Annotated in this window: 28 protein-coding genes; 13 read left to right on the top strand and 15 right to left on the bottom strand. The window is 72.6% G+C overall.

Annotated features, from left to right (window positions below; all coding sequences use genetic code 11):
• Window positions 1-26: 26 nt before the first annotated feature.
• Window positions 27-656, top strand: a complete 630-nt coding sequence (locus NOCJ54_RS0109135; protein WP_028655255.1) for a DUF2461 domain-containing protein — start codon at window positions 27-29, stop codon at window positions 654-656.
• Between the two features lie 17 nt (window positions 657-673).
• Here the strand turns inward: NOCJ54_RS0109135 and NOCJ54_RS0109140 are convergent, their stop codons facing one another.
• The 4 genes from NOCJ54_RS0109140 to NOCJ54_RS0109155 form a co-directional block, all read right to left on the bottom strand.
• Window positions 674-1,168, bottom strand: a complete 495-nt coding sequence (locus NOCJ54_RS0109140) for an FBP domain-containing protein (protein WP_222430663.1) — start codon at window positions 1,166-1,168, stop codon at window positions 674-676.
• A gap of 28 nt (window positions 1,169-1,196) precedes the next feature.
• Window positions 1,197-1,652, bottom strand: a complete 456-nt coding sequence (locus NOCJ54_RS0109145; RefSeq protein ID WP_028655257.1) for a nuclear transport factor 2 family protein — start codon at window positions 1,650-1,652, stop codon at window positions 1,197-1,199.
• Window positions 1,653-1,708: 56 nt separating this feature from the next.
• On the bottom strand, window positions 1,709-1,861 hold the full coding sequence (locus NOCJ54_RS0109150; protein ID WP_157514841.1) for a hypothetical protein: 153 nt from the start codon (window positions 1,859-1,861) through the stop codon (window positions 1,709-1,711).
• 613 nt (window positions 1,862-2,474) lie between these two features.
• Window positions 2,475-2,933 (bottom strand): RrF2 family transcriptional regulator, encoded by a 459-nt coding sequence (locus NOCJ54_RS0109155; RefSeq protein WP_028655259.1) that lies wholly within the window; start codon window positions 2,931-2,933, stop codon window positions 2,475-2,477.
• A gap of 253 nt (window positions 2,934-3,186) precedes the next feature.
• Here NOCJ54_RS0109155 and NOCJ54_RS0109160 point away from each other — a divergent pair, with 253 nt between their 5' ends.
• The 6 genes from NOCJ54_RS0109160 to NOCJ54_RS29405 all read left to right on the top strand — a co-directional run bounded on the left by NOCJ54_RS0109160 (window position 3,187) and on the right by NOCJ54_RS29405 (window position 9,759).
• Window positions 3,187-5,049, top strand: a complete 1,863-nt coding sequence (locus tag NOCJ54_RS0109160) for an acyl-CoA dehydrogenase (protein ID WP_028655260.1) — start codon at window positions 3,187-3,189, stop codon at window positions 5,047-5,049.
• 109 nt (window positions 5,050-5,158) lie between these two features.
• Window positions 5,159-5,716: a hypothetical protein gene (locus NOCJ54_RS0109165; RefSeq protein ID WP_028655261.1), complete on the top strand. Its 558-nt coding sequence runs from the start codon at window positions 5,159-5,161 to the stop codon at window positions 5,714-5,716.
• A gap of 54 nt (window positions 5,717-5,770) precedes the next feature.
• A complete protein-coding gene (locus NOCJ54_RS0109170) occupies window positions 5,771-6,586 on the top strand; it encodes a maleylpyruvate isomerase family mycothiol-dependent enzyme (RefSeq protein WP_028655262.1) in 816 nt (271 codons plus the stop codon).
• Window positions 6,587-6,594: 8 nt separating this feature from the next.
• Window positions 6,595-7,524 carry an oxidoreductase gene (locus NOCJ54_RS0109175; RefSeq protein ID WP_028655263.1) on the top strand — a complete coding sequence of 310 codons (930 nt, stop codon included), beginning with the start codon at window positions 6,595-6,597 and terminating at the stop codon, window positions 7,522-7,524.
• Window positions 7,525-7,778: 254 nt separating this feature from the next.
• Window positions 7,779-9,530 carry a hypothetical protein gene (locus NOCJ54_RS0109180; RefSeq protein WP_028655264.1) on the top strand — a complete coding sequence of 584 codons (1,752 nt, stop codon included), beginning with the start codon at window positions 7,779-7,781 and terminating at the stop codon, window positions 9,528-9,530.
• An 85-nt stretch (window positions 9,531-9,615) separates the two neighbouring features.
• A complete protein-coding gene (locus NOCJ54_RS29405) occupies window positions 9,616-9,759 on the top strand; it encodes a hypothetical protein (RefSeq protein ID WP_157514842.1) in 144 nt (47 codons plus the stop codon).
• 226 nt (window positions 9,760-9,985) lie between these two features.
• Here NOCJ54_RS29405 and NOCJ54_RS29840 read toward each other — a convergent pair whose 3' ends face one another.
• The 4 genes from NOCJ54_RS29840 to NOCJ54_RS0109205 all read right to left on the bottom strand — a co-directional run bounded on the left by NOCJ54_RS29840 (window position 9,986) and on the right by NOCJ54_RS0109205 (window position 13,603).
• The gene (locus NOCJ54_RS29840) at window positions 9,986-10,135 is read right to left on the bottom strand and encodes a hypothetical protein (protein ID WP_198020168.1); all 150 of its coding nucleotides are present in this window, start codon (window positions 10,133-10,135) and stop codon (window positions 9,986-9,988) included.
• A 129-nt stretch (window positions 10,136-10,264) separates the two neighbouring features.
• Window positions 10,265-11,059 carry a crotonase/enoyl-CoA hydratase family protein gene (locus NOCJ54_RS0109195; protein ID WP_028655265.1) on the bottom strand — a complete coding sequence of 265 codons (795 nt, stop codon included), beginning with the start codon at window positions 11,057-11,059 and terminating at the stop codon, window positions 10,265-10,267.
• 138 nt (window positions 11,060-11,197) lie between these two features.
• Window positions 11,198-12,433 (bottom strand): fatty acid desaturase family protein, encoded by a 1,236-nt coding sequence (locus NOCJ54_RS0109200; RefSeq protein ID WP_028655266.1) that lies wholly within the window; start codon window positions 12,431-12,433, stop codon window positions 11,198-11,200.
• 27 nt (window positions 12,434-12,460) lie between these two features.
• A complete protein-coding gene (locus NOCJ54_RS0109205) occupies window positions 12,461-13,603 on the bottom strand; it encodes a ferredoxin reductase (RefSeq protein ID WP_028655267.1) in 1,143 nt (380 codons plus the stop codon).
• A 95-nt stretch (window positions 13,604-13,698) separates the two neighbouring features.
• Between NOCJ54_RS0109205 and NOCJ54_RS0109210 the strand changes: the two genes are divergently transcribed.
• From NOCJ54_RS0109210 to NOCJ54_RS0109225, 4 genes are all read left to right on the top strand, one after another.
• A complete protein-coding gene (locus tag NOCJ54_RS0109210) occupies window positions 13,699-14,889 on the top strand; it encodes a PucR family transcriptional regulator (RefSeq protein WP_028655268.1) in 1,191 nt (396 codons plus the stop codon).
• Window positions 14,886-15,788, top strand: coding sequence for an SGNH/GDSL hydrolase family protein (locus NOCJ54_RS24815; protein ID WP_051485657.1), 903 nt, complete (start codon window positions 14,886-14,888; stop codon window positions 15,786-15,788). The genes NOCJ54_RS0109210 and NOCJ54_RS24815 overlap by 4 nt, the downstream gene beginning before the upstream one ends.
• A 75-nt stretch (window positions 15,789-15,863) precedes the next feature.
• A complete protein-coding gene (locus tag NOCJ54_RS0109220) occupies window positions 15,864-16,766 on the top strand; it encodes a hypothetical protein (RefSeq protein ID WP_028655269.1) in 903 nt (300 codons plus the stop codon).
• Window positions 16,763-17,125, top strand: coding sequence for a GntR family transcriptional regulator (locus NOCJ54_RS0109225; RefSeq protein WP_028655270.1), 363 nt, complete (start codon window positions 16,763-16,765; stop codon window positions 17,123-17,125). The genes NOCJ54_RS0109220 and NOCJ54_RS0109225 overlap by 4 nt, the downstream gene beginning before the upstream one ends.
• Here the strand turns inward: NOCJ54_RS0109225 and NOCJ54_RS0109230 are convergent.
• From NOCJ54_RS0109230 to NOCJ54_RS24820, 4 genes are all read right to left on the bottom strand, one after another.
• Window positions 17,106-17,510 carry a YjbQ family protein gene (locus NOCJ54_RS0109230; protein ID WP_028655271.1) on the bottom strand — a complete coding sequence of 135 codons (405 nt, stop codon included), beginning with the start codon at window positions 17,508-17,510 and terminating at the stop codon, window positions 17,106-17,108. The genes NOCJ54_RS0109225 and NOCJ54_RS0109230 overlap by 20 nt on opposite strands.
• Window positions 17,511-17,730: 220 nt before the next feature.
• Window positions 17,731-18,606, bottom strand: coding sequence for an HpcH/HpaI aldolase/citrate lyase family protein (locus tag NOCJ54_RS0109235; protein WP_028655272.1), 876 nt, complete (start codon window positions 18,604-18,606; stop codon window positions 17,731-17,733).
• Between the two features lie 3 nt (window positions 18,607-18,609).
• On the bottom strand, window positions 18,610-19,701 hold the full coding sequence (locus NOCJ54_RS0109240) for an HpcH/HpaI aldolase/citrate lyase family protein (RefSeq protein ID WP_028655273.1): 1,092 nt from the start codon (window positions 19,699-19,701) through the stop codon (window positions 18,610-18,612).
• Window positions 19,702-19,792: 91 nt separating this feature from the next.
• Window positions 19,793-20,359 carry a J-domain-containing protein gene (locus NOCJ54_RS24820; RefSeq protein ID WP_084255008.1) on the bottom strand — a complete coding sequence of 189 codons (567 nt, stop codon included), beginning with the start codon at window positions 20,357-20,359 and terminating at the stop codon, window positions 19,793-19,795.
• A gap of 144 nt (window positions 20,360-20,503) precedes the next feature.
• On the opposite strand from NOCJ54_RS24820, the gene NOCJ54_RS0109250 reads away from it, so the two are divergent.
• Both NOCJ54_RS0109250 and NOCJ54_RS0109255 read left to right on the top strand, forming a co-directional pair.
• The gene (locus NOCJ54_RS0109250; RefSeq protein WP_028655274.1) at window positions 20,504-20,692 is read left to right on the top strand and encodes a DUF1918 domain-containing protein; all 189 of its coding nucleotides are present in this window, start codon (window positions 20,504-20,506) and stop codon (window positions 20,690-20,692) included.
• A 65-nt stretch (window positions 20,693-20,757) separates the two neighbouring features.
• A complete protein-coding gene (locus NOCJ54_RS0109255; RefSeq protein WP_051485658.1) occupies window positions 20,758-21,939 on the top strand; it encodes a PucR family transcriptional regulator in 1,182 nt (393 codons plus the stop codon).
• Window positions 21,940-21,952: 13 nt separating this feature from the next.
• Here NOCJ54_RS0109255 and NOCJ54_RS0109260 read toward each other — a convergent pair whose 3' ends face one another.
• From NOCJ54_RS0109260 to NOCJ54_RS30275, 3 genes are read right to left on the bottom strand one after another with little or no spacing between them, the layout of a single operon-like run.
• Complete coding sequence (locus NOCJ54_RS0109260; protein ID WP_028655276.1) at window positions 21,953-23,245, bottom strand: ArsB/NhaD family transporter; 1,293 nt, start codon at window positions 23,243-23,245, stop codon at window positions 21,953-21,955.
• Window positions 23,242-23,718, bottom strand: coding sequence for a TrkA C-terminal domain-containing protein (locus tag NOCJ54_RS0109265; protein WP_028655277.1), 477 nt, complete (start codon window positions 23,716-23,718; stop codon window positions 23,242-23,244). Before NOCJ54_RS0109265 ends, NOCJ54_RS0109260 begins: the two co-directional genes overlap by 4 nt.
• Complete coding sequence (locus tag NOCJ54_RS30275; protein ID WP_157514843.1) at window positions 23,715-24,197, bottom strand: hypothetical protein; 483 nt, start codon at window positions 24,195-24,197, stop codon at window positions 23,715-23,717. The genes NOCJ54_RS0109265 and NOCJ54_RS30275 overlap by 4 nt, the downstream gene beginning before the upstream one ends.

Raw genomic sequence — 24,197 nt, forward strand, 5'->3', positions numbered from 1 at the left:
AGCGGCCGCCGCCGTACCCTCTCGACGTGGAGTTCACCGGTTTCCCCGTCGCCGCCCTCGACTTCTACGACGACCTCGAGGTCGTCAACACGAAGTCGTTCTGGGAGGCACACAAGCAGGTGTACGCCGAGCAGGTGCGGGCGCCGATGGAGGCGCTGACCGAGGCCCTGGCGCAGGAGTTCGGGCCGGCGAAGGTGTTCCGGCCCTACCGTGACGTGCGCTTCGCGAAGGACAAGACGCCGTACAAGACCCACCAGGGCGCGTTCGTCGGAGTCGCGCCGGCGACCGGGTGGTACGTCGAGGTGGCGGCGCCGGGGGTGCGGGTCGGTGGCGGCATCTACGAGGCCAGCGGCGAGCGGCTCGCTGCGCTGCGCGAGGCGATGGCCGACGACAAGGCCGGCAAGCGGCTGCAGCGCATCCTGCGCGACCTGGAGAAGGGCGGCTTCGAGGTCGCGGGGGAGCGGCTGAAGACCGCGCCGCGCGGCTACGAGAAGAATCACCCGCGCATCGACCTGCTGCGGATGAAGACCGTGCTCGGGATGCGTTCCTACGGCTTCGAGCCGTTCGTGCACACCGCCGAGCTGCTCGACCGGGTCCGCGAGGACTGGCGCCGGCTGCGCCCGCTGGTCAACTGGATCGAGGCCGCGACGTCCTGACCCGGACGGGACCGGGCTCAGCCGACGCGACGCAGGAAGGTCGCGAGGTTCTCGTTGAGCCGCGCCACCTTCTGCTCCTGCGTCAGCGACTCCGGGAGCTTGCCCTGGTCGCTGACCTTCTTGCCGCGGGTGTAGAGAGAGCACTGCAGGTCGGCGCACACGTAGGTGCCGACGGAGTCGCCGTTCGCCCCGGCCTTGCCGGCCCGGGACGCCACCAGCAGGGCGACGCCGCCGGCGGAGTGCGGGGTGAGGCACAGGGTGCAGAGGTTCTTGCGCGGCACCCCGCCCGCGTTGTCGGTCGCGCGCAGCACCACGCCGACCGGGGCGCCGTCCACCTCGGCGACGAGGTAGGCGCGGGTGCGCGACTGCGGGTCGCGCCAGCCCAGGAAGTCGAGGTCGTCCCACGGCTGGGCCGCCAGCTCGCGGGGGACGTTCAACCGCTTGGCCTCACCCTTCGAGCAGTTGATGAAGGAGGCGCGGATCTGTTGCTCAGTCAGGGGGCTCACGTGCATCCACTGTACGAACCCGCGCCACCGATTTTCAGCCTGCGGCGGTGAAGCTCGCCATCGTGCGATCCGGCTCCCAGTACGCCTTCATCGACGTCACGCGGCCCTCGTCGTCCACGACGTAGACCATGATCAGGTCGGTCGTCGTGTGCGAGCCGTCCGGGAAGGACGTCTTGATCCGGCCGATGTTGGCGCACGTGTTGCTGCCCGGGTTGGCGAACGAGTCGTTGATCTGGAACTCGAACGTCGCGATGGGGGCGATCGCCTTCTCCCAGAACGCCGAGATGCCCTCGTGCCCGTGGTGGCCCTTGCCCTCGGGGTCGAACATCGACGGACCGACCGGGTCCTCGAGGACCGCGTCCTCGGCGTACACGGTCAGCCACTCGGCGAGGTCGCCCTTGGCCACGGCCGAGTACGAGCGCTGCGAGGCCGTACGGGCGGGGTGCGGGTCGTTCGGCGCGTTCCAGACGATGGCGTCGGAGGTGATCATGGGCGCCAGCGTAGGACGAATCTAGAACATGTTCTAGGTCCGGGTCTGCGGCGTGGTCAGTGGTGCCTGCAACCAGCGGAGATCGTCATGTCGCCGGCGGAGGGGCACGCCTGCTGCACGGGCGCGTCGGAGAAGCGGGTGAAGGCGGACGGCACGCCGAACGCGAGTCCCAGCGCGACCGCGACGAGCGCACGGCGCAGCAGTGCCACGGTGTCACCCTCCCTGGCGACGTGGCCCCCGCGCATCCTGCGCCGGTGGTCCCGCGGGGGACCGTGGCCGTTGGCTGTCCGATCGGAGGATGGGGGCGGGGGCTGAGGGGTGGGCCCGAAGTCGTGACCGGGTCCCGGGTGGCTGCTCTGACCGTTCCTGCGGCCGGGAATCACCGCCTGGGCGGCGATTCCCGAGGTTGGTGGCTGCTGCAGCGGCCAACAAGTCCCAGAGGCGGCCAACAAGTACCGCCCACTCGGGCCTCGCCGGCGGACTGTCGCCGGTCGAGGCCGGCAGAAGGGCCCGGAGGTTTCGAGGCTCGGCGCCGGGGCGCCTCGCACCTCAACCACCGGGAGTCACACTCGGACCACCTCCGCCGGCGGCCCTTCCCGGGAGTCACACTCGGACCACTTATGACGGCGGCCCTGCCCGGGAGTCACGCTCGGGCCACCTACGCCCGTCTTGCCGCCAGACCAACCCAGCCATCCGCCGGAGGCAACCGCGGCGCGGCAGCGCGGCGCCCGCGCCGAAGGCGCGTCGTGCGACGCCCGCGGGCCGAGCGCCAGCGAGGTCCGTGCGGCGAGCACGACAGGCGACGCGCTCGCGCAATCCGGGCTAGTGCGGGGCCCAGGCGTCCTCGTCCGCCGTACGGCTGGTGACGGTCTCGGGGAGCTGGCCGTCGGCGAGCTGCTGGATGCTGACGTCCTCGAAGACCTCGCGCAGGGCGCGGCGGGCGGCGATCCAGACGTGCTGGAGGACCTCGGCGTCGTCGTTGTAGTTGACCGCCTCGGGGCGGAGGCCGTAGACGGAGACGAGGGGGCCGTCGACGGCGCGGATCACGTCGGCGACGGAGACGCTGTCCGCGGTGCGGGCCATGCGCCAGCCGCCGGACTGGCCGCGCTGCGACATCACGATCCCGGCGCGGCGGAGGTCGGCGAGGATCGCCTGGAGGAAGCCGTGCGGGATGTCCTGGAGGCGGCCGAGCTCCTCGGCGCTGATGGCGCGGCCGTCGGAGCGCCCGGTCATCGCGATGAGGGCGCGCAGTGCGTAGTCGGACTTGGCGGAGACGCGCATGGGGCCAGTCTCTCAGATAGGTCGATCGAATCGCTCGACCAAGTCGTTCCGCTGGCGTTTGCAGGCCGCGGCAGGTCCGGGCCGGGCGGAGCCGGTGCCCGACGGCGTACGGCGCAGCCGTGTGAGCCATTCGTTCCCGGCATCTGCTTGCCGCCTGTTAGCACCCCCCGTATCATGTAAGTTACTGGCGAGTAGCAGCCAACAGATCGCAGCTAACAGATCAAGTTCTGTCGAACCTGGAACGGTGGGAACAGTGAGCCACTACAAGAGCAACCTGCGCGACATCGAGTTCAACCTCTTCGAGCTCTTCAACGTGCAGGAGTACCTCGGCACCGGCATCTACGAGGAGATGGACGCCGACACCGCGCGCGACATCCTCGCCGAGGTCGAGCGGATCGCCCGCGAGGACCTCGCGGCCTCCTTCGTCGACGCCGACCGGAACCCGCCGGTGTTCGACCCCGCGACCAACACCGCGCCCGTCCCGGCGTCGTTCAAGAAGTCGTACGACACCTGGATGGAGGCCGGCTTCTGGAGCCTCGGCGTCCCGGAGGAGATCGGCGGCACCACCGCTCCGCCGTCGCTGGTGTGGACCACCGGCGAGATGATCCTCGGCGCGCACGCCCCGATCTGGATGTACTGCACCGGCCCGTTCATGGGCTCGGTCGTGTTCAAGAACGCCAACGGCGTCGAGCGCGACATCAAGATCGCCAAGCACATGGTCGAGCGCCAGTGGGGCGCCACCATGGTCCTCACCGAGCCCGACGCGGGCTCCGACGTGGGTGCGGGCAAGACCTTCGCCACCCCGAACGAGGACGGCACCTGGAACATCTCCGGCGTCAAGCGCTTCATCACCAGCGCCGAGTCGGACCTGCAGGAGAACATCGTCCACCTCGTCCTCGCCCGCCCGAAGGGCGTCGAGGGCGTCGGCGGCCCGGGCACCAAGGGCCTCTCGCTCTTCCTCGTCCCGAAGTACCACTTCGACGTCGAGTCCGGTGAGCTGACCGGCGAGCGCAACGGCGTCTACGTCACCAACGTCGAGCACAAGATGGGCCTCAAGATCTCCAACACCTGCGAGGTCACCTTCGGCGACCCGCAGGTCGGTGGCGGCGAGCCGGCCCGCGGCTGGCTCCTCGGCGAGGTCCACGACGGCATCCGCCAGATGTTCGACGTCATCGAGAACGCCCGCATGATGGTCGGCACGAAGGCCATCGCGACCCTCTCGACCGGCTACCTCAACGCGCTCGAGTACGCCAAGGAGCGGGTCCAGGGCGCCGACCTGACCCAGGCGTCGGACAAGACCGCGCCGCGCGTCACCATCACGCACCACCCCGACGTGCGCCGCTCGCTGATGACCCAGAAGTCGTTCGCCGAGGCGATGCGCTCGCTGGTCGTCTACACCTCCACGTGGCAGGACAAGGTCCAGATCGCGAAGGCCGCCGGCGAGAAGGACGAGCTGGCCGAGGCCGTCAACGACCTGCTCCTCCCGATCGTCAAGGGCTACGGCTCGGAGCGGTCGTGGGTGCTGCTGGGCACCGAGTCGCTGCAGACCTTCGGTGGCTCGGGCTTCCTGCAGGAGTACCCGATCGAGCAGTACGTCCGCGACGCCAAGATCGACACCCTATACGAGGGCACCACCGCGATCCAGGGCCAGGACTTCTTCTTCCGCAAGATCGTCAAGGACCAGGGCAAGGCGCTGGGCCACCTCGCCGGCGAGATCAAGGCGTTCATCGAGTCCGGTGCGGGCAACGGCCGGCTCAAGAACGAGCGCGAGCTGCTCGCGACCGCCCTCGCCGACGCCGAGGCGATGGTCGGCCTGATGATCAACGACCTCATGTCCGCCCAGGACGAGATCAAGAACATCTACAAGGTCGGCCTCAACACCACCCGCCTGCTGATGGCGCTTGGTGACGTGGTCTGCGCCTGGCTGCTGCTCCGTGGCGCCGAGGTCGCGCTCGAGAAGCTCTCCGGCGACACCGCCGACAAGGCCTTCTACGAGGGCAAGGTCGCCGCCGCCCAGTGGTTCGCACAGCTCAACCTGCCGCGGATCTCGGCCGAGCTGAAGATCGCCCAGGACGCCAGCCTGGACGTCATGGAGCTCGACGAGGCGGCGTTCTGATCCGCTGACGCCCCGCTCGTACGACGGCCGCCCCGCTCACCCGGGGCGGCCGTCGTCGTTCTCGCGCGACCGTGACTGGTCAGGTGCGCAGCGGGGTAGGAGGCGTGGCGTGACGCAGCCGCCGTACCCGGAGCCGCCCCCGCAGCCGCACCCGCACCAGCCGTGGGCCGCCCCGCCGCCGTCCAGCGGGAGCGGTCGGACGATCGCCCTGGCCGTCGGCGGCGTCGCGATCGTCGTGCTGCTCCTGTGCGCCGGTGTCATCACCGCGCTCGTGGTCATCGGCAGGGACATCGGCGAGAACATCAGCGACGCGCTCGCCGACTGGGACCCCGAGCGGCCCGGCGGGCGGGACAACCCCCTGACGGTCGGGGAGGGGGAGGGCTTCGAGATCGACGGGATCGAGTACCAGCCCGGCTGGCGCCTCGAGCTGAATCCACGCGACCAGCACACGATCACCGGCCTGGAGGGGCACAACGACCGCGAGGACGGAGCACCGGAGTACGTCTTCCTCGACTTCGCGTTCGTCACCGCGGCCGGCGTGGAGGTCGGTGAGGTGACCTGCTCGAGCGGGGCCACCATCAACCACGGCGCCACCAAGCTGCTCCGCTGCAGCGGCTACGACCGGATCGCCCCCGGCCACGACCGGATCAGGGTGTCGGCCCGGTGAGCCCGCACCGTGGGACGCCCGTCGCGCGAGGCTGGGCCCACTAGCATCGGGCGCGTGAGCGATGCGGAGCTGCTGGCGGGGTACGTCGACGCGTGGTGGAGCTCGGTGCAGGACTTCGTCCGGCTCCTCGACGAGCTCGGTCCCGATGACTGGTCCCGGCCCACCGACCTGCCCGGGTGGGACGTCAAGGCGATCGCCGCGCACACCGCGCACCTCGAGTCGCTGCTCGCCGGCGGCCCCCACGAGGAGGCCGACATCGGCGACCCTCCGCACGTGACCAGCCCGATGGGCCAGTTCACCGAGATCGGCGTCGTCACCCGCCGCGACACCGAGCCGGCCGCGATCGTCGAGGAGATCCGCCAGCGCACGGCCGAGCGGCACGCGGCGCTCACCGCCGCCCCGCCCACCGACGGCGCCGCGCCGGCGCCCGGTGTCTTCGGCGCGATCGGCTGGAACATGCGCACGCTGCTGCGCAACCGTCCCCTCGACGTGTGGATGCACGAGCAGGACATCCGCCGCGCGGTCGGCCGGCCCGGCGGGCTCGACACCCCGGGCGCCCAGCACACCGCTGACTACCTCGTCGAGACCTTCGGCTACGTCCTCGGCAAGCGCGTCTCCCCGCCGGCCGGTACGACGGCCGTGCTGGTCGTCGAGGGCAGTGACCCGGTCGCGGTCGAGGTCGGCGAGGACGGTCGCGGACGCCCGCTTCCAGCCGTCCCGGACGAGCCGGCGGTGCGGCTGGACATGGACCGCGAGACGTTCATCCTCCTCGCCGGTGGCCGCCGCACGCCCGGGGCGGACGCCGTGCGGATCAGCGGCGACGCCGACCTCGGGCAGCGCATCGTCGACCACCTGGCCACCACCCCCTGAGGAGCCTGATGCCCGAGAAGTGGGACGTCGCCGACCTTCCCGACCAGAGCGGCCGCACGGTCGTCGTGACCGGGCCGACCGTCGGCGGGCTCGGCCACCACACCGCGCTCGAGCTCACCCGTCGTGGTGCGCGCGTCGTGCTCGCCGGTCGCAACCCGGCCAAGGTCGAGGAGACCGCCGCGACGATCCGCGCCGAGGTGCCCGACGCCGCCCTGGAGGCCCTGCACCTGGACCTGGCCAGCCTCGCCTCGGTGCGCGCCGCGGCGGAGGCGGCCGCGCAGATCGGGCCGATCGACGTGCTCGTCAACAACGCAGGAGTCATGGCGCCGCCGTACTCCCGCACCGCCGACGGCCTCGAGCTGCAGATGGCGACCAACCACTTCGGGCCGTTCCTGCTCACCGGCTTGCTGCTGCCGCAGCTGGTGGAGAGCGGCGACGGCCGGGTGGTGACGGTGTCGTCGCGGTTCCACTCGCTGGCCGGCAAGGCGCCGCTGGGGGACCCGCGCGAGCAGCTCGGCCGCTACCACCGCTGGCTGGTCTACGGGCAGACGAAGCTGGCCAACCTCTACTTCACCGCCGAGCTCGAGCGCCGGCTGCGGGCCGCCGACCTGCCGGTGCGGGCGCTGGCCGCCCACCCGGGCTTCGCAGGCACGCACCTGGCCGCGAACGGGCAGTACGGCCGCTCGTCCGGCGGCGTCGCGTCCATCGTGGACGCCGGCGTGCGCGCCGTCTCGCAGTCCGCGGCGGCCGGCGCCTGGCCCACCCTGATGGCCGCCACCGCCGACCTGCCCGGGAACACCTACGTCGGCCCCGGCGGGCCGGGCGAGATGGCCGGACGTCCCCGCACGGTCGGCCGCAGCCGCCTGGCGCGCAACGAGCGCGCCGCCCAGCGGCTGTGGGAGATCAGCGAGGAGACCGTCGACCTGCGGTACCCCTGAGGATCGCCGGCGGGCGCTGGTGCCCGGGCGGGGGACCAAGCGGTGGACCAGGCGGCGGCAGGACCTTCTCCTGCGGTTCCGGGCCGGGCCGCGGGACCGTCTCGTCATAACCCGGCTTTTGGTAAAGGAATTTTCGTCGCCCTTCGTGGGGTCGGACGGATCTCCTACCCTGTTGCCCGGTGCAGGACGGCCAGCGTGGGGCTGCCGGACTGCCGTGGGGTTCGGGGGGCCAGGAAGTGGTGGGGATAGTCCAATTGCTCGTCGACGAGGGGCTCGTCGGCGAGGACGACGCTGCCCAGGCGCTCGAGCAGCAGCGCCGCAGTGGCGGGTACCTCGGTGAGCACCTGGTCCGGGTCGGGGCGCTGACGCCCGAGGCGTTCTACGACGCGCTGACGCGGTCCTGGCGCGAGAACCTGCGCGACCTCGTCGCCGAGCCGCCGCCGCCCCTGCTGCTGGTCGAGGTCGATGTCGAGCGCACCATCGAGCTCGGCTGGGTCGCCTGTGAGCTGACCCCGGACGGCGACCTCGTCGTCGCCTCGTCCGTGCCGCCGTCCGAGGACCTCGTCGCCGAGGTGCTGGAGTACTTCCCCGCGCGCCACGTCGAGTTCGTCTCCTGCACGCGCGACGACCTCGACCGCCTGGTGCTCGACGTGCGGGTCGCACGGCAGGACGTCGCCGGCCGGCCCTCGCCGCACCACGTCCACCCGATCCACGTCGGGCTCGCCGTCGTCAGCGCCGGGATCGTCGTGATGGGCGCCCTGACGCTGCCCGTCGGCGCCCTCGCGGTGCCGCTCCTCGTCGCGTCGGTGCTCTTCCTCGTCGGCGGCCTCATCCAGGCGCTGAGCGGCTACGTGCTGCTCGCCGAGCCCGACGAGGCCCCGCAGGACGTCCCGGACGAGCGCATCGACGACGCCGCGCTGCCGCTCTACTCCGTCATCCTGCTGCTCGGCGGCGGTGCGCCCGGCCTCGAGCGCCTGCTGCGGAACTTCGAGGCCGTCGACTACCCGCGCGAGCGCACCGACGCGATCCTCGTCGTCGACCGCGACGACGAGGAGACCATCGCGGCGCTGCGCGAGAGCGCCCCGCGCAGCTGGGTGCGGGTCGCCCGCGTGCCGTCGCAGGACTTCGCGGACGTCGTACCCGCCTGCGACCACGCCCTCGCGCTCGCCCGGGGCCGTTACGTCGTCGCGTTCCGGCAGGACGACCGCCCGGACGCCGACCAGCTGCGGCGTGCGGTCGCGACCTTCGAGGCCGACCTCGCCGCGCGGCTCGCCGAGGACCGGCCGGCCCAGCCCTACCTCGGCCTGCGGGTGGCGCGCCGCGGGGGACCGTCGCCCATCGGGCTGGAGCGGATCGCCGCAGCCGACGAGGCGGTGCTGCTCAACGGCCTCTCCGGGCACGGCTCGACCGACGTCACCGAGGTGCACTGCAACATGCGCCTGCTGCGCAGGTACGGCGGCTTCGCGGCCCTGCTGCCCGGCTCCGCCCAGCGGGGCACGGCCGAGCGGCCCCCGCGGATCGGCACGCTGGACTCCAGCTCGCAGCACGCCTCGATCCGGCTCAACCGCAGCTGGTGGGACCAGCAGGCCGAGGCCTTCGCCCGCGACGTCCTCGAGGTCGCCGCGCGGGTGCACGCCTTGCTGCGAGGCAGCAATGCCGGTCCCCGCATGTTCGCCTCCGCGATCGCCGCCCGGCTGTCGGCGATCGCGCTGCTGCTCAGCTACCCGGTCGTGCTCGGCGGCACGGTCGTGGTGATGGCACGCAGCCCGCTCGCCGAGGACACCCTGGTCAACCACGTCGTCTGGGTCTCGCTCGGTGGCCTGGTGCTCGTCGTCGGCACGATCACCGTGGTGGTCGGGCTGCTGCTGGTGCGGCAGCGCGGCTGGCGCACCGCCGTCGACGCCCTCACGGTGCCGGCGCTGTGGATGCTCTACTCGCTCGCGGCGTGGGCCGCGGTGTTCGCCGCGGTGCTGCGCCGCAGCGAGCCCGCCGGCGAGGCCGGGTAGCGACGCGCCCGACGACCGGACGCATCGTCGGCCGGGCAACGGCACGCCCTAGCCTGTGGTCATCTCGGGACGAAAGGGAATGACGATGTCGTTCTTCGACCAGCAGGCCATCCACTCGGCACCGGCCGGACCGCCGGCCATGCCGCGGCGCATCCAGAACCGCATCTGGGCCGGCCTCGTCCTGCTGCTCCTGGTCGCCGCCGTGCTCGGCTCCGCGATGCTCTTCTGACCCTCGGTCGCACCTCCTCGGGCCGTCGGCCGCCCCGACGCCTGTGGATGACGTGCGCCCGTACGGCGCCCTGTGGACAGCTGGTGGACGCCGTCGCGGTAGTCCCGGGTCAAAAGCACCGCGACACGCCGGTCCAGGGTGCTTTTGGCCCGGGACTATCCCGACGCGACGGGACCGGGGCACCCGGTCGCGGGTCCCCGGGCGCGCGGTCACGGGGCCGGGGATGTCAGGCCGCGACCGGCATGCCACCCGGCAGGACGGTCGGTGCGCAGTCGCAGCTGTCGCTGCAGGCCAGGTAGGTGTGCACGGCGTGGCCGCACGCGGGGCACGGCAGGTCGTGGCTGAGGTGTTGCTGCTGGGTGGTGTCGGTCCACATCGCCCTGTCTCCTTCGGCGGTCTCGGGTGGCTCTCACTAGGACCACGTAGGAGATCGGCGGAATACGACATCGTCCGAGAAATCCTCAGCGGATTTCCCGGACGACGTCGGAGCAGGGCGGGTCGGGCGTCAGCGGCCGCGGGGGCCGTACACCGCCTCGGCCTTCTTGAACGCCGCCTCGCGGGCCGCCCGGGTGTTGCGGGCGGCCAGCAGGAAGAGCTGCTCGACCCGCTCGCGGGCGAACGTACGACGGGGCGAGGCCGTCCAGGTGTCGTTGAAGAGGCGCTTGGCCGCGGCGACGGCGTCGGGCGACTTGCGGGAGATCTCGTTGGCGATCTGGAGCGCGCCGGTGAGCGGGTCGTTGTCGACGCGGGTCACGAGGCCGAGCTCGTGGGCGCGGGTGCCGTCGAAGACGTCGGCGGTCATCGTGAGGAGCTTGGCCTGATCGATGCCGACCAGCTCCTTGAGGGCCTGGATCCCCGACATGTCCGGGATCAGGCCCCACTTGCCCTCGAGCACCGACCAGCGTGAGTCGGGGGTCGCGACGCGGAAGTCGGCCGCGAGAGCGATCTGGAGGCCGCCGCCGAGGCAGTGCCCGTGCACGGCCGCGATGACCGGCACCGGGATCCGGCGGAACGCCCACGGCGCCTCCTGGAAGAGGTTCGTGCCACGCAGCGGGTTCGGGACGAACGCCTTCGCGATGCCGCTGGGCTTGCGCAGCACCGAGGCGAAGTCGAGGCCGGCGCAGAAGGCGTCCCCGTCGCCGCTGATGACCACGGCGCGCAGGGTGCGGTCCTTGCGCAGGCGCCGGGCGGTCGCGACGAGCTCCTCCAGCATCTCGAGGGTGATCGCGTTGAGCTTGTCCGGCCGGGACAGCCGGACGTGGGCGATGCCGTCGGTGATCGTGCAGGTCACGGTGCTCATGGCGTCATGCTACCGGCCGGTAACCTGCGTGTCGTCCCGACGCCCGCAGTCGGCCCGGGCCCGCCGTGTCCGTCCCCCGGACGCCACACGAGCCGCGGGCTCAGGCCCGCGGCTCGTCCGGTGTCTGGTGGGGTGCGCTCAGGCGGCCTGGGCCAGCTTGCGCGCCTCGCCCTCGAGCAGGCGCTGCATGACGCGACGCTTGCGCTTGTCGGCGGTGGCCATCGCGAACAGCAGCTTGAGCTGGCTGGGCAGGTTCTTCGCGTTGGTCGTGGCGAGCCACCCGTTCGGGAAGGACAGGCGGACCACCCGGTGCCAGGCGCTGTAGACCTGCTGCGGCAGCGGCGCCTCGTGGTAGTTGAGGTCGTACTTCTCGAACAGCGCCTTCACCTTCGGCGCCACCTCGGCGTACCGGCTGCTGGGCAGGTCGGGGAAGAGGTGGTGCTCGATCTGGTGCGACAGGTTGCCGGTCATGATGTGCATCAGCTTCGAGCCGGAGATGTTCGCCGAGCCGAGCATCTGGCGCAGGTACCACTCGCCCCGCGTCTCCTTCTCGGGGATCGACTTGAGCTCGAAGGTCTCGACGCCCTCGGGGAAGTGGCCGCACATGATGACCGAGTGCGACCACAGGTTGCGGATCAGGTTCGCGGTGAAGTTCGCGGCCAGGGCCGGCAGGAACGAACCGGTCGGCGCGGCGAGGACCGGGTTGACGACGTAGTCCTTCGTCGCCTGCTTGCGGACCTTCTTCAGCGTCGCCTTGAGGTTCCGCTTGAACTCCTCGCTGCGCTTCTCCTTCGGCAGGCGCAGGTTGCGGCCCAGCTCGAGGTCGTACGCCGCGATGCCGTACTCGAAGAAGCAGGCGTTGATGAAGTTCCACAGCGGCTGTGCGAGGTAGGCGGGGTACCAGCGCTGCTCCTCGTCGACGCGCATGATGCCGTAGCCGAGGTCGTTGTCCTTGCCGACGATGTTCGTGTAGGTGTGGTGGACCTCGTTGTGCGAGTGCTTCCAGCCGTCGGCGGTGGAGGCGTTGTCCCACTCCCACGTGGTCGAGTGGATCTTCGGGTCACGCATCCAGTCCCACTGGCCGTGCATGACGTTGTGGCCGATCTCCATGTTCTCGAGGATCTTGGCCACCGCGAGGCCGGCGGTGCCGAGCACCCACGCGGGCGGGAAGACGCTGGCGAGCAGCACGGCGCGGGAGCCGAGCTCGAGCTTGCGCTGGACGTCCACCATCTTGCGGATGTACGCCGCGTCCTTCTCGCCGCGGGCGTCGAGCACCTCCTGGCGGATGGCGTCGAGCTCGGCGCCGATGGCCTCGATGTCCTCGGGGGTGAGGTGCGCGATCGGGTTGTCGACCTTGTTGGTCACAGTGGTCATGTGTCAGTCCTGGAGGTCTCGTGAGGTTCAGTGGTCGATCTGGCAGTCGCCGGCAGCGGCGCTGATACACGTCTGGATCTTCACGCCACCCGGGTCGGTCTCGCCCGGGACGGCGACGGTGAGCTCGCCGTTGCGCAGGTCGCGCACGGCGCCGGAGGTCATCGGCAGCACGCAGCCCATGCAGATGCCCATCCGGCACCCGCTCGGCATCAGCACGCCCGACGACTCGGCAGCGTCGAGGATCGGCACCGACCCGTCGGCCTCGACGGTGGCGCCGGACGGCCCGGTGAAGGTGACCGTCCCGCCCTCGGCGTCCACGTCGACGACCGTCGGGCGGAAGCGCTCGGTGTGCAGGGTGAGGCGGCGCTCGTCGTAGAACGCCTCCAGGGTGTCGAGCAGCCCGGCCGGGCCGCAGGCGTACGCCGTGCGCTCGGCCAGGTCGGGGACCTCGGCCTCGAGGTCGTCGGTGGTGAGCAGCCCGTCGGTGTCGGTGTGCCGCTCGACGAGGCGCAGCCGGCCGGCCTCGGCGTGGGCGCGCAGCTCGGCTCCGAAGATCACCTCGTCGCGCTTCATCGCCGAGTGGACCAGCACGATGTCGTACGCCGCGCGGGCGACCGACTCGTTGCGGGAGTAGAGGTTGCGCAGCATCCCGATGACCGGGGTGATGCCCGAGCCCGCCGTCACCATCAGCAGCTTCTGCTTCTCGGCACGCGGCGGGGCGAGGACGAAGTCGCCCTCGGCCTGGGCGAGGTGGAGCATCTGGCCGACCCGGGCCTGGTGGACGAGGTACTGCGAGACCGCCCCGCCGGGGATCGCCTTGACGGTGATCGAGATCCGGCCGTCGGGGCGCGGGCCGTGGGTCAGGGAGTAGGTGCGCCACAGGCGCACGCCGTCGACGTCGATCCCGACCCGGACGTACTGGCCGGGGATGTGCCCGGCCCAGTCGCGGCCGGGCTTGATGACGATCGTGGCGGCGTCGGCGGTCTCGGCCTCGACGGCCTCGATGCGGCCCTTGAGGCCGGACGCGGCGCCGGGGCGGAGCGGGGCGAAGTGGTCGAGCAGGTCGTCGACCGTCAGCGGGGTGACCGCTGCGTCGAGCAGGCTGCGCAGGCGGTTCGGGAGGCGCCCGGTGCGGGCAGCCGAACGAGGGCCGGCGGTTGTGGAACTCACTCCACCACACTCGCAACTCCGGCCGCTAAACTCATGACCACAGTCGGTGAATCTGCCGACGGTTTTTGTTCGCCAGGAGTGAAGAAGGCGGATCCATGCCGCGTCGATCCCTGCGCCGGCCGCGTGCCGACCGGAGCGTCCTGCTGCCCCCGGAGACGGTGGCCGCGATCCGCAGCGACCTGGCGACGGTCGCCGACGACGTCGTCGACCAGATCATCCGTGAGGTGCCACCCTACGAGGACGCGTTCAGCGGCCCGATGGGCGAGACCATCCGCGGAGCGGTGCAGGTCGCCCTCGGCGGCTTCCTCTCCCTGATCAGCGACCGCCGCGGCCCCGACGCGCTCGCCCCGCGGGCCTCCGCCGTCGACGGCGCCTACGAGCTGGGGCGGGGCGAGGTCCGCAGCGGCCGGACGACGGACGCCCTGCTCTCGGCGTACCGGATCGGCGCCCGGGTGTCGTGGCAGCACCTGTCCGCGAAGGCCGTGCAGCAGGGCATCGACCCGGCCACGATGGCCTCCTTTGCCGAGCTGGTGTTCGCCTACATCGACGAGCTGTCGGCCGCGAGCGTCGCCGGCCACCGCGACGAGTCCGCCGCCGAGGGGCGGATCCGGCAGCGCATGGTCGAGCGCCTCGCCCGGCACCTGCTCACCGGCGCTCCGGAGGCCACCGTGCTCGCGTCGGCCGAGCGGGCCGAGTGGTCGCCCCCGACCACGCTGACCGCCGTCCTCGTCCCGGAGGCGCAGGCCGGCACCCTGCAGGGCGTGCTGCGCCGCGGCACGCTGCTCACCACCGACCTGCCCGACCTGGACGGCCACGCGTTGCTGATGGTGCCCGACGCCCACGACCGCGCCCGGGTGCCGCTGCTGCGGGCCGTGCAGGGGCGCGACGCGCTCGTCGGCCCGCCGCGGCCGTGGCTGGACGTGCGCGAGTCCTACGAGCGTGCCCTGCGGGCCAGGGTCCTTGGCCTCACCGGCGACACCGAGCGGCACCTGCCGCTGCTGGTGCTGACTGCGGACCCCCGGGCGCTGGAGGACCTGCGAGCCGTGGTGCTGTCGCCGCTGGCCGACCTGCGTCCCTCCACTGCCGCGAAGCTGCGGGAGACCCTGCGCGCCTGGCTGCTCCACCAGGGCCGCCGTGACGACGTGGCCGCCGCCCTCTTCGTGCACCCGCAGACCATCCGCTACCGCATGACCCAGCTGCGCGACCTCTACGGGGAGCGTTTGGAGGATCCCGATACGGTCCTCGCGCTGACCCTTGCGCTCGGTGTGGAGGAGGAGTCCGGATGAGGTCGTGGGCCGTGCGGCTGGTGCCGCTGGCAGTGCTGCCTGCGCTCGTCGCCGCGCTCGCGGGGTGCCAGTCTGCGCGGAAGGCCGACCCCGACGCGACCCCGAGCCGCAAGCCGGTCGTCGCCGGCGACAGGTACGTCGCGCTGGGCGACTCCTACACCTCGGCGCCCGCGGTCGGGGAGCCGACCGGGCCGCCCGCCTGCCAGCAGACCGACCGCAACTACCCGCACCTGCTGGCCGAGGCGCTGGACCTCGACCTGGTCGACGTCAGCTGCGGCGGTGCGAAGACGCCCAACATGACCACCCAGCCGCAGGTCGCCGGCACCGACCGCCTGCCACCCCAGGTCGAGGCCGTCACCGAGGACACCGCGCTGGTCACCATCAGCATCGGGGCCAACAACGGCTCGGTCTACGGCAACCTGGTCATCCGGTGCGCGCAGCTCGCGCTCGCCGACCCCGACGGGGCCCCCTGCTCCGACCTGGCCCAGCAGAACGACGACGTGCTGCCCACGGTCTTCGACGGCGTCGTCGAGGGGATCGTCGAGACCGTCGACGCCGTCCTCGAGCGCGCCCCGGACGCGCGGGTCGTCGTGGTCGGCTACCCGCAGATCTTCCCGGCCGAGGGCACCTGTCCCGAGCTCCCGCTCGCCGAGGGCGACTACCCCTTCGGGCGCGGCGTGATCGAGGCGTTCGTGCAGGCGCAGGCGCGGGCGGCGACCGAGTCGGGCGCGGAGTACGTCGACGTGTGGGCCGCCACGGAGGGCCACGACATCTGTGCCGACGAGCCGTGGATCGCCGGGTTCGAGCCGGCGAAGGCGGCGACGCCGTACCACCCCTACGCCGAGGAGCAGGAGGCCGTCGCCGGCCTGCTCGAGGACCTGGTCGCCCGGCAGGGCTGACCTCGCCGCCGGCCCGCGCGCCGGTTTGTCTCAGGGATCGTGTTGCGACAAACGGGACTTGTGTAGCATATCCGGATGGATCCGGCCGAGGTGCTCGCGCTCGTCGCCGTCGCGGCGGTGGCCGCCCTGCTGCTCGCGGGCGGGCCGGCGCCCGGCGCCTCCGCGCGGCAGTTCGCCGACGAGTACCTCCTCGCCGTCGAGGAGACGCACGCGGGCCTGGTCGAGCAGGCCCATCGCGTCGACCGGCGGTTGCTGGGCCTCGCGACCCTCGCCGGCCTGGTGGGTTACGCCGCCGCCCGCCTCCTCGTCGAGCCCGGCGTGGCCGTGTGGGTGGCGGTGCCGGCCCTCGCCGCCACCGTCGGTGCACTGAGGCTGTGGCGCGCCGGGCAGGACCTCGCGCCCGAGCCCGGCTCGCCCGTGGTGGCGCGGGTGCGGGCCGTGCGGCTGGCCGACTACCTGCCCCCGGTGGGCCTGGTCGTCCTCGTCGCGAGCCCGGTGCTGGCGCTCGGCTGCCTCGTCGCCGGGATCGAGGCGGTGCGTCGCGACGTGCCCGACGTCGAGGCGGTGTGGCTGGTCGTCGGCCTCGGTGCCGCCATGGCGGTCCTCGGGGTCGCGGCGCCGTGGTGGGCGGCCGCCACGGTCCGCCGGCCGCAGCCGTCCGCGGACACCGGCCAGCTGTACCTGCACGACGCCTGGCGGGCGCGCCAGCTGTCCGGGGTGCTGTGGTTCCAGCTCAGCGCCGGCTTCGTGCTCGGGCTCGAGGCCGCCGCGCTGCTCGACCTCGACGCCACCTGGCTGCTCTTCGGCTGGGCCCTGTCCGTCGGCGCGGTGATCATGCTGCGTCGCGGCGAGCACACCTTCCGCCGCCGGCTCTGGCCCGACCTCGGCCCGGCCGTGCGGGTCCGGGTCGGCGAGCCGGCCGGCACCGTCGGGACGGCCGGCACCGGCGGGACGGGCGGGACCGGCGGGACGCCGTGATCGTCCTCGACCCGCGGTCCGTCACTCCGCCGTACGAGCAGGTCCGCTCGCAGCTCGCGGCGCTGGTCGAGGCCGGCGAACTGGGCGCCGGCGACCGGCTGCCCACCGTGCGGAGGCTGGCGAAGGACCTCGGCCTCGCCGTCAACACCGTCGCCCGCGCCTACCGCGAGCTCGAGGCGGCCGGGCTGATCGAGACCCGCGGCCGGGCCGGCAGCTTCGTCACCGGCTCGGGCGTCGAGCGGGCGGCCCGCGAGGCCGCGCTGGCGTACGTCGAGCGGGCCCGCGCGCTCGGCCTCTCCGACCGTGCCGCGCTCGAGGTGGTCGCCGGGGTGCTGGGGATCAGTCGGCGAGGAAGCTGAACCGCACCTCGCGCTCGTCGTTGTCGACGTTGAGGTCGACCAGGCAGATGCTCTGCCACGTGCCGAGGGCGAGCCGACCCTCGAGGACCGGGACGGTGGCGTACGGCGGGACCAGGGCCGGCATGACGTGGGAGCGGCCGTGCCCGGGGGAGCCGTGGCGGTGCCGCCACCGGTCGTCGGCGGGCAGCAGGTCGCCGAGCGCGGAGAGCAGGTCGTCGTCGCTGCCGGCGCCGGTCTCCAGGATCGCCAGCCCGGCGGTCGCGTGCGGCACGAACAGGTGCAGGATCCCGTCGCCGCGGCCGGAGGCGAACGCCGCGCAGTCGCGGGTCAGGTCGAGGACGACCTCGCGGTCGCCCGTGCGGTAGGTGCGGGTCTCGCTGTCCATCCGGCCATCATGACGGGCCGGGCATGACGGGCCGGGCACGACGGCGGGGCGGGCCGGCGGGGCGGGCCGGCGGGGCGGGCCGGCGGGGCGGGCCGGCGGGGCGGGCGGGAATCACCGCCTGGGCGGCGATTCCCGAGGTTGGTGGCCGCTGCAGCAGCCACCAACCTCGGGAACCGGCCACGAAGTGACAGGCGTCAACGCCTGTCAGATCGGCGGGGGCTCAGGCCTGCAGGGCCTGGATCGCGTCGTGGATCGCCAGCGTGCGCTCGGCGGACTCCACGTGCAGGCTCTCGACCATCTTGCCGTTGTAGGTGACGACGCCGGAGCCCTTGCCGTCCTCCCAGGCCTGGATCAGGCCGCGGGCGTCCTCGACCGCCTGAGCGCTCGGGGCGAAGCCCTCGTTGGCGCCCTCGACCTGACCGGGGTGGATGAGGGTCTTGCCGTCGAAGCCCATCTGCCGGCCCTGCTCGACCTCGGCGAGGAAGCCCTCGACGTTCTTCACGTCGTTGTAGACGCCGTCGATGATCACGATGCCGGCGGCACGGGCGGCGAGCAGCGCGAGCCCGAGGCCGGTGATCACCGGCTGGCGGCCGGGCACGTGCTCGGCGTACAGCTCCTTGACCAGGTCGTTGGTGCCCATCACGAATCCGGTCAGGCGCGGCGAGGCCTGCGCGATCGAGAGAGCGTTGAGCATCGCGATCGGGGTCTCGACCATCGCCCACAGCGTGGTCTTCTCCGGAGCGCCGGCGGCCTCGAGGGCGGCGACGAGCTGGCGGACCTCGTCGGCGGAGTTCACCTTCGGGACGAGCACGACGTCCGGGCCGGCAGCGGCGGCCGCCTTGATGTCGTCGTCGTGCCACTCGGTGCCGATGCCGTTGACCCGGATGACCAGGTGGCGCCGGCCGTACTCACCGGACGCGACCGCGGCAGCGGCGGCCTCCCGGGCGGCGGGCTTGGCGTCCGGTGCGACGGCGTCCTCGAGGTCGAAGATGATCGCGTCGGCCGGCAGCGTCTTGGCCTTCTCCAGCGCCCGCTCGTTCGAGCTGGGCATGTAGAGGACGGAGCGCAGGGGCTTGAAGGTGGTCGTCTCGGTCATGGCTCAGGCCTCCTCGGCCGCGGGGATGGCGTCGTACAGCTTCTTCAGCTCGGGGTCGATCTCGGCGAGCTGCTCCGCGAGCTCGACGAGGACGAGGCACTGCTTGAGGGAGGCGTCGTCCTCCATCTTTCCGTCGATCATCACCGCGCCGGTGCCGTCACCCATCGCGGCCACGACCCGGCGGGCGTGGGCGATGTCCTCGACGCTCGGGGAGAAGACGCGGTTGGCGATCGCGATCTGCTTCGGGTGCAGCGACCAGGTGCCGACGCAGCCGAGCAGGAACGCGTTGCGGAACTGGTCCTCGCACGCGACGACGTCGGCGATGTCGCCGAACGGGCCGTAGTAGGGGTAGATCCCGTGGGTCGCGCAGGCGTCGACCATCTTCGCGATCGTGTAGTGCCACAGGTCCTGCTGGAAGACGTTGCGCTGCGCGTCGACCTGCGCGGTGCCGTCCTCGCCGCGGGGCGGGTCCTGGCGGACCAGGTAGCCCGGGTGGCCGCCGCCGACGCGGGTGGTCTTCATCTTGCGGTCGGCCGCGAGGTCGGCCGGGCCGAGGGAGAGGCCCTGCATGCGCGGGGAGGCGCCGCAGATCTCCTCGACGTTGGCCACGCCGCGGGCGGTCTCGAGGATCGCGTGGATGAGGATCGGGCGGGTCAGCCCGGCCTTCGCCTCGAGCTGCGCGAGCAGCCGGTCGACGTAGTGGATGTCCTCGGCGCCCTGCACCTTCGGGACCATGATCACGTCGAGCTTGTCGCCGATCGCCGGGACCAGCGTGGTGAGGTCGTCGAGCACCCAGGGGCTGTCGAGCGCGTTGATGCGCGTCCACAGCTGGGTCGGCCCGAAGTCGGTCGACTGGGCGATCCGCACCAGGCCCTCGCGCGCGGCGACCTTGTTGTCGGCCTTGACCGCGTCCTCGAGGTTGCCGAGCAGCACGTCGACGGTGCCGACCATGGCGGGGATCTTGGCCGCCATCTTCTCGTTGCTCGGGTCGAAGAAGTGGATGGCCCGGCTGGGACGGGCGGGGATCTCGCGCAGCGGGGCCGGGGCACCCACGGCGAGCGGTCGGAAGAAGTCCTTGGCGCTCTTGTGACTCACGTCTGCTGAACCTACCCGTGAGTCACCGCGCGCGGGTATGACGGACGTCTCCCCGAGACGAGGTGGTACGGCGACCGGCTGGTCGTACCGCTCAGCGCCGCCGGCGCAGCCACCGCCGCAGCCGCCCGCGCGCGGCGGCCGCGGCCTCCTCCTCGGCAGCCCGGCGGGCAGCCCGCTCGGCGGCCTCCGCGAGCCGCGCCGACTGCCGCTCGCGCCAGCGCGCGACCGTCTCCTCGACGTCGCGGGGCATGGTGACGAGCGGCGGGCCGTCGACCGGGGTGTAGCGGGCGCGGATGACCCGGGCGTTGAAGTCCTCGACGTCGCGGCGCACCTCGCGCTCGGACCCGAGGGTGTCGAGGTGCGCGTCCAGCTCGGCGTCGTCCTTGCGCAGCTGCAGCGCGGGCGGGAGGACGGTGATGTGCTCGCGCTCGACGAGCTTCTTCACCCACCAGTCCGGGTCGTGGGTCGCGCCGAGGCCCTCGATCGGCTTGCCCGCGCCGGGCAGGTCGTCGAACTCGCCGCGCTCCATCGCCTGGCGCACCTGCAGGTCGACCCAGGTGTGCTGCTGCTCGATGCGGGCGCGCGCGGCCTTCCGCTCGGCCTTCCGCTCCTCCGAGGGATCGGTGACCGGCTCCTGGTCCCGGGGCGTCCCGCTCATCGCCCTCCCAGCGTACGTGCGGGTCGCGCTTGGTCGTGCTTTCAGCTCGAGCCCGACAGAGCCCCTTGTGCGGGCCCCGGCCGGCGAGCATGGTGGGAGGTGTGGCCCGCAGCAGGGTCGCGGGCCCGTCGTGGGAGGTGTCGCATGCAGGCCAAGGTGGGAGACCGGCTGGTCGTCGAGAGCCACTCCGACTCGCAGCACCGGCGCGAGGCCGAGGTGGTCGAGGTGCGCGGGCACGACGGGGCGCCGCCGTACCTCGTGCGCTGGGCGGACGGCCACGAGTCGCTGGCGTTCCCGGGCCCCGACGCGCACGTGGTGCCGGCCGGGTCCTGAACGCACGCGCCGGCCGGTCCGGTGTGCGCACGACCGGTGGCCGGCGCGGCACTACGCTCGACCGCGTGGACGGGCTGACGGTGGTGCCGGAGGTGCGGGCGCTGTGCCTGCGCCTGCTGCCGGAGTCTGACGACCTGGGCGCCGCGATGGCGGCCCGGATCCGCCGCGAGATCCCCGTGTACGACGACGGCGACGTCGTGCCGCACGACGAGCTCGTCGGGTCCTGCCAGGTCAACGCGCGCTACATCCTGGCGACCATCGCCGGGGAGCCCGCGGCGGAGGCGACCCCGACCGAGACCGGCATCCTGCGCGCCGAGCAGGGGGTGCCGTACGCGATGGTGCTGCAGGCGTTCCGGGTCGGCTCGCGCTTCCTGTGGGAGGTGCTCGTCGAGCGGGCCGACCCCGAGCACCGCGACACCCTGCTGCTCGCGGCCGCCGACATCTGGGCGGTCAGCGACCAGCTGGCGGCCGACGTGACCGACGCCTACCGCCGATCGATCGCGGATCGGGCCCGTCGCGACGCGGAGGCCCGCGCGGTGCTGGTCGGCGCGCTGCTCGACGGCGAGCCGGACGCGGTCACCCACGTCGGCCGCGCCGCCGGCATGCTCGACCTCGGCCGGGCCAGCGGGTACGTCGTGGTGTCGGCCGAGTCGCCGGCGCCGGGTGCCGAGGGCCTGGTCGACGTGGAGCGCGTGCTGCGCCGGGCGAACGTGCGCTCGGCCTGGCGCCTGGACCACGACCGCCACGAGGGCGTCGTCGCGCTGCGCCTCGGCTTCGGGCTCGACCAGCTGGTGGCTGCGCTCGAGGGCGTCGCGGACGCACGGGTCGGCGTCAGCCGCGAGGTCGGCCGGCTCGATGAGGTGCCCGAGGCGCGGCGCCAGGCGCGGGTCGCCTGCGCGGCGGTGTCGCCCGGTGCGGCCGCCGTGGGGCGGTTCGGCAGCGACCCGCTCGCCGTGCTGCTGGCCAGCAGCCCCGACCAGGCGCGGGCCCTGGTCGACGCCGTGCTCGCCCCCGTCCTCGCGCTGCCCGAGGACGACCGGTCGGTCGTCATCGACACCGCCCGCGCGTGGCTCGCGGCGGGCGGCTCCACCTCGACCGCGGCGCAGCAGCTGCACGTGCACCGCAACACCGTGCGCTACCGGATCCGCCGCCTCGAGGAGGCCACCGGTCGCGACCTGGCCCGCCCCGTCGACGCCGCGGAGCTCTACGTCGCACTGGAGTGCGTCCGGATCCTCGGCCTGGCCTGAGCTGCCCCGCGCGTCACAGGACGAAGTAGCGGACGTAGACCCACAGCCAGGCCGCAGCCACCGTCGCGACGGTGGTGACGATGCCGTACTTGGTGAACTGCCAGAAGCTGATCGGCTCCCCGGCCCTGGCGGCGATGCCGAGCACCACCACGTTGGCGCCCGCCGCCACCGCTGTCGAGTTGCCACCGAGGTCCGCACCGAACACGAACGCCCACCACAGCGGGCTGTCCGCGCCCGTCGTACCCGTCGCGGCGACGAGATCCTGGACGATCGGCACCGTCGCGGTCGTGTACGGGATGTTGTCGACGAAGGCGCCGACGATCCCGGACCCGAACAGCAGCACCGTCGCGGCGAGCAGCTCCTGGTCGCCGAACGCCTCGGCCGCGAGCTCGCCGATGCGGCCGATGACGCCGACCTGCACCAGCGAGCCGACGAGCACGAAGAGCGCCATGAAGAAGGCGAGGGTGCCCCACTCGACCTCCTCGAGGAACTCCTCGGGCTCGCTGCGCGAGACCAGCACGGTCGCCCCGGCGCCGAGCATCGCCACCATCGACGGGTCGAGGTGCAGCAGGGTGTGGAGGCTGAACGCCACCATCACCAAGGTGAGCACGACCAGGCAGCGCACCAGCAGCCGCATGTTGGTGATCGCCTCGCGCGGGTGGATGTCACCGAGCACGTGGTGGACGTCGATCTGGTGCCCGAAGGTCTCGCGGAACATCCAGCGCGCCATCACCACGAACAGCGCCAGCAGCACGACGGTCAGCGGCAGCGAGTGGACGAGGAAGTCCGAGAAGGACAGGCCCGCGCGGCTGCCGATGATGATGTTGGGCGGGTCGCCGATGAGCGTCGCCGTACCGCCGATGTTGGAGGCGAGGATCAGCGAGATGAGGTACGGCGCCGAGGGGAGCCCGAGCTGCCGGCACACCGAGATCGTCACCGGCGCGACGAGCAGGACGCAGGTGACGTTGTCGAGGATCGGCGCCACCGTGGCGCCGATGAGCACCAGCAGCACGAGCAGCCGGTAGGGGTGGCCGCCGGACCTGCGGGCCGCCCACAGGGCGAGGAACTCGAAGAGCCCGGTCTGCTTGAGGACGCCGACGATGACCATCATCCCGAACAGCAGGAAGATGACGTTCCAGTCGATGCCGGTGTGCTGGTCGAAGAACGCCGACTCCGCGTCGACGAGGCCGATGACCGCCATCCCGGCCACCCCGCCCAGAGCGGCGGCGACGCGGTGGACCCGCTCGGTCGCGATGAGGGCGTAGCTGACGATGAAGATGGAGATGGCGGCCGACGTGAGGATCACGCGGCGCTCCGTCCGGGCGGGCCGAGCGCGGCCCGGGCGCCCTCCGGCTCGATCGACTCGTACCACCCGGCGAGCCGGCCGAAGCGGCTCACCGACATCAGCCGCGCCTCGACGCTGGTGACCTGGCCGAGGGCGCTGACGACGAGGACCTGGTCACCGGTGCGCAGCTGGGTGCGCCCGCCGGGGACCAGCACGTCCTTGCCGCGGGTGACCAGCGAGACCGCGGCGCCCTCCGGCAGCCGCAGCTCGTCGACCTCGACCCCTGCGAGGTGCGAGCCCTCCTCGACCTCGAAGCGCAGCAGCACCGCGTCGAGCCGGTCGAGGGTGGCGAAGCCGATCGACACCTTGTGCACGAAGCTGCCGCGCTCCACCCAGCGGGGCTGGCGGCCGCGGCCGACGGCGAGCCCGATCGCGAAGCCGACGGCCGCGCAGATCATCCCCGTCGAGATGGCGACCTCGAGCGTGGCACTCACCGCGCACCACCCTCTCGGGGCGGCTCACCGGCCTCGACGTCGTGCGGATGCTCGGGAAGCTCCTCGGGGTCGGCCGACCGCGAGGCGATCAGGTGCTCGACCGACTCCACGTCGAAGCGCAGCAGGCGCAGGTCGAGCTCGTCGAACTCGTCGCGGACGGCGGCCTCCATCGAGTCGCGGGCCGACGGCAGCGCGTCGCGCAGCTCCGCGAGGTCGTGCTCGGCCAGCCAGCGGCGCGCGGCGGCGAGCAGGAGCGCGTGCGCGACCCGCTCGGGCTCGGCCGGGGCGGACGGGCCGCCGTCGAGCAGCACCTCGACCAGGAGCCGCACGTCCTCGCCGTCGGCCGTCGGGCCGCGGACCGTCATCGGCAGCTCCACGTGCTGGGTGCCGCCGACCCCGCCCCGGGGACGTTGTCCACCGCCCCCGACGGAGAGTGAACGTCCGAGGGTGCGACGGAGACGGGCGAGGGTCAGCGGCAT

The sequence above is a fragment of the Nocardioides sp. J54 genome (genome assembly GCF_000519005.1).
Classification (GTDB): domain Bacteria; phylum Actinomycetota; class Actinomycetes; order Propionibacteriales; family Nocardioidaceae; genus Nocardioides.

Coding starts and splice junctions, on each gene's coding strand:
- NOCJ54_RS0109210 (WP_028655268.1), top strand. CDS start 13,699: ATGCCGCGTCGATCCCTGCGCCGGCCGCGTGCCGACCGGAGCGTCCTG.
- NOCJ54_RS0109175 (WP_028655263.1), top strand. CDS start 6,595: ATGCCCGAGAAGTGGGACGTCGCCGACCTTCCCGACCAGAGCGGCCGC.
- NOCJ54_RS0109140 (WP_222430663.1), bottom strand. CDS start 1,168: ATGCACGTGAGCCCCCTGACTGAGCAACAGATCCGCGCCTCCTTCATC.
- NOCJ54_RS0109145 (WP_028655257.1), bottom strand. CDS start 1,652: ATGATCACCTCCGACGCCATCGTCTGGAACGCGCCGAACGACCCGCAC.
- NOCJ54_RS0109230 (WP_028655271.1), bottom strand. CDS start 17,510: ATGGACAGCGAGACCCGCACCTACCGCACGGGCGACCGCGAGGTCGTC.
- NOCJ54_RS29840 (WP_198020168.1), bottom strand. CDS start 10,135: ATGTGGACCGACACCACCCAGCAGCAACACCTCAGCCACGACCTGCCG.
- NOCJ54_RS0109220 (WP_028655269.1), top strand. CDS start 15,864: ATGGATCCGGCCGAGGTGCTCGCGCTCGTCGCCGTCGCGGCGGTGGCC.
- NOCJ54_RS0109200 (WP_028655266.1), bottom strand. CDS start 12,433: ATGACCACTGTGACCAACAAGGTCGACAACCCGATCGCGCACCTCACC.
- NOCJ54_RS0109155 (WP_028655259.1), bottom strand. CDS start 2,933: ATGCGCGTCTCCGCCAAGTCCGACTACGCACTGCGCGCCCTCATCGCG.
- NOCJ54_RS30275 (WP_157514843.1), bottom strand. CDS start 24,197: ATGCCGCTGACCCTCGCCCGTCTCCGTCGCACCCTCGGACGTTCACTC.
- NOCJ54_RS29405 (WP_157514842.1), top strand. CDS start 9,616: ATGTCGTTCTTCGACCAGCAGGCCATCCACTCGGCACCGGCCGGACCG.
- NOCJ54_RS0109250 (WP_028655274.1), top strand. CDS start 20,504: ATGCAGGCCAAGGTGGGAGACCGGCTGGTCGTCGAGAGCCACTCCGAC.
- NOCJ54_RS0109235 (WP_028655272.1), bottom strand. CDS start 18,606: ATGACCGAGACGACCACCTTCAAGCCCCTGCGCTCCGTCCTCTACATG.
- NOCJ54_RS24815 (WP_051485657.1), top strand. CDS start 14,886: ATGAGGTCGTGGGCCGTGCGGCTGGTGCCGCTGGCAGTGCTGCCTGCG.
- NOCJ54_RS0109195 (WP_028655265.1), bottom strand. CDS start 11,059: ATGAGCACCGTGACCTGCACGATCACCGACGGCATCGCCCACGTCCGG.
- NOCJ54_RS24820 (WP_084255008.1), bottom strand. CDS start 20,359: ATGAGCGGGACGCCCCGGGACCAGGAGCCGGTCACCGATCCCTCGGAG.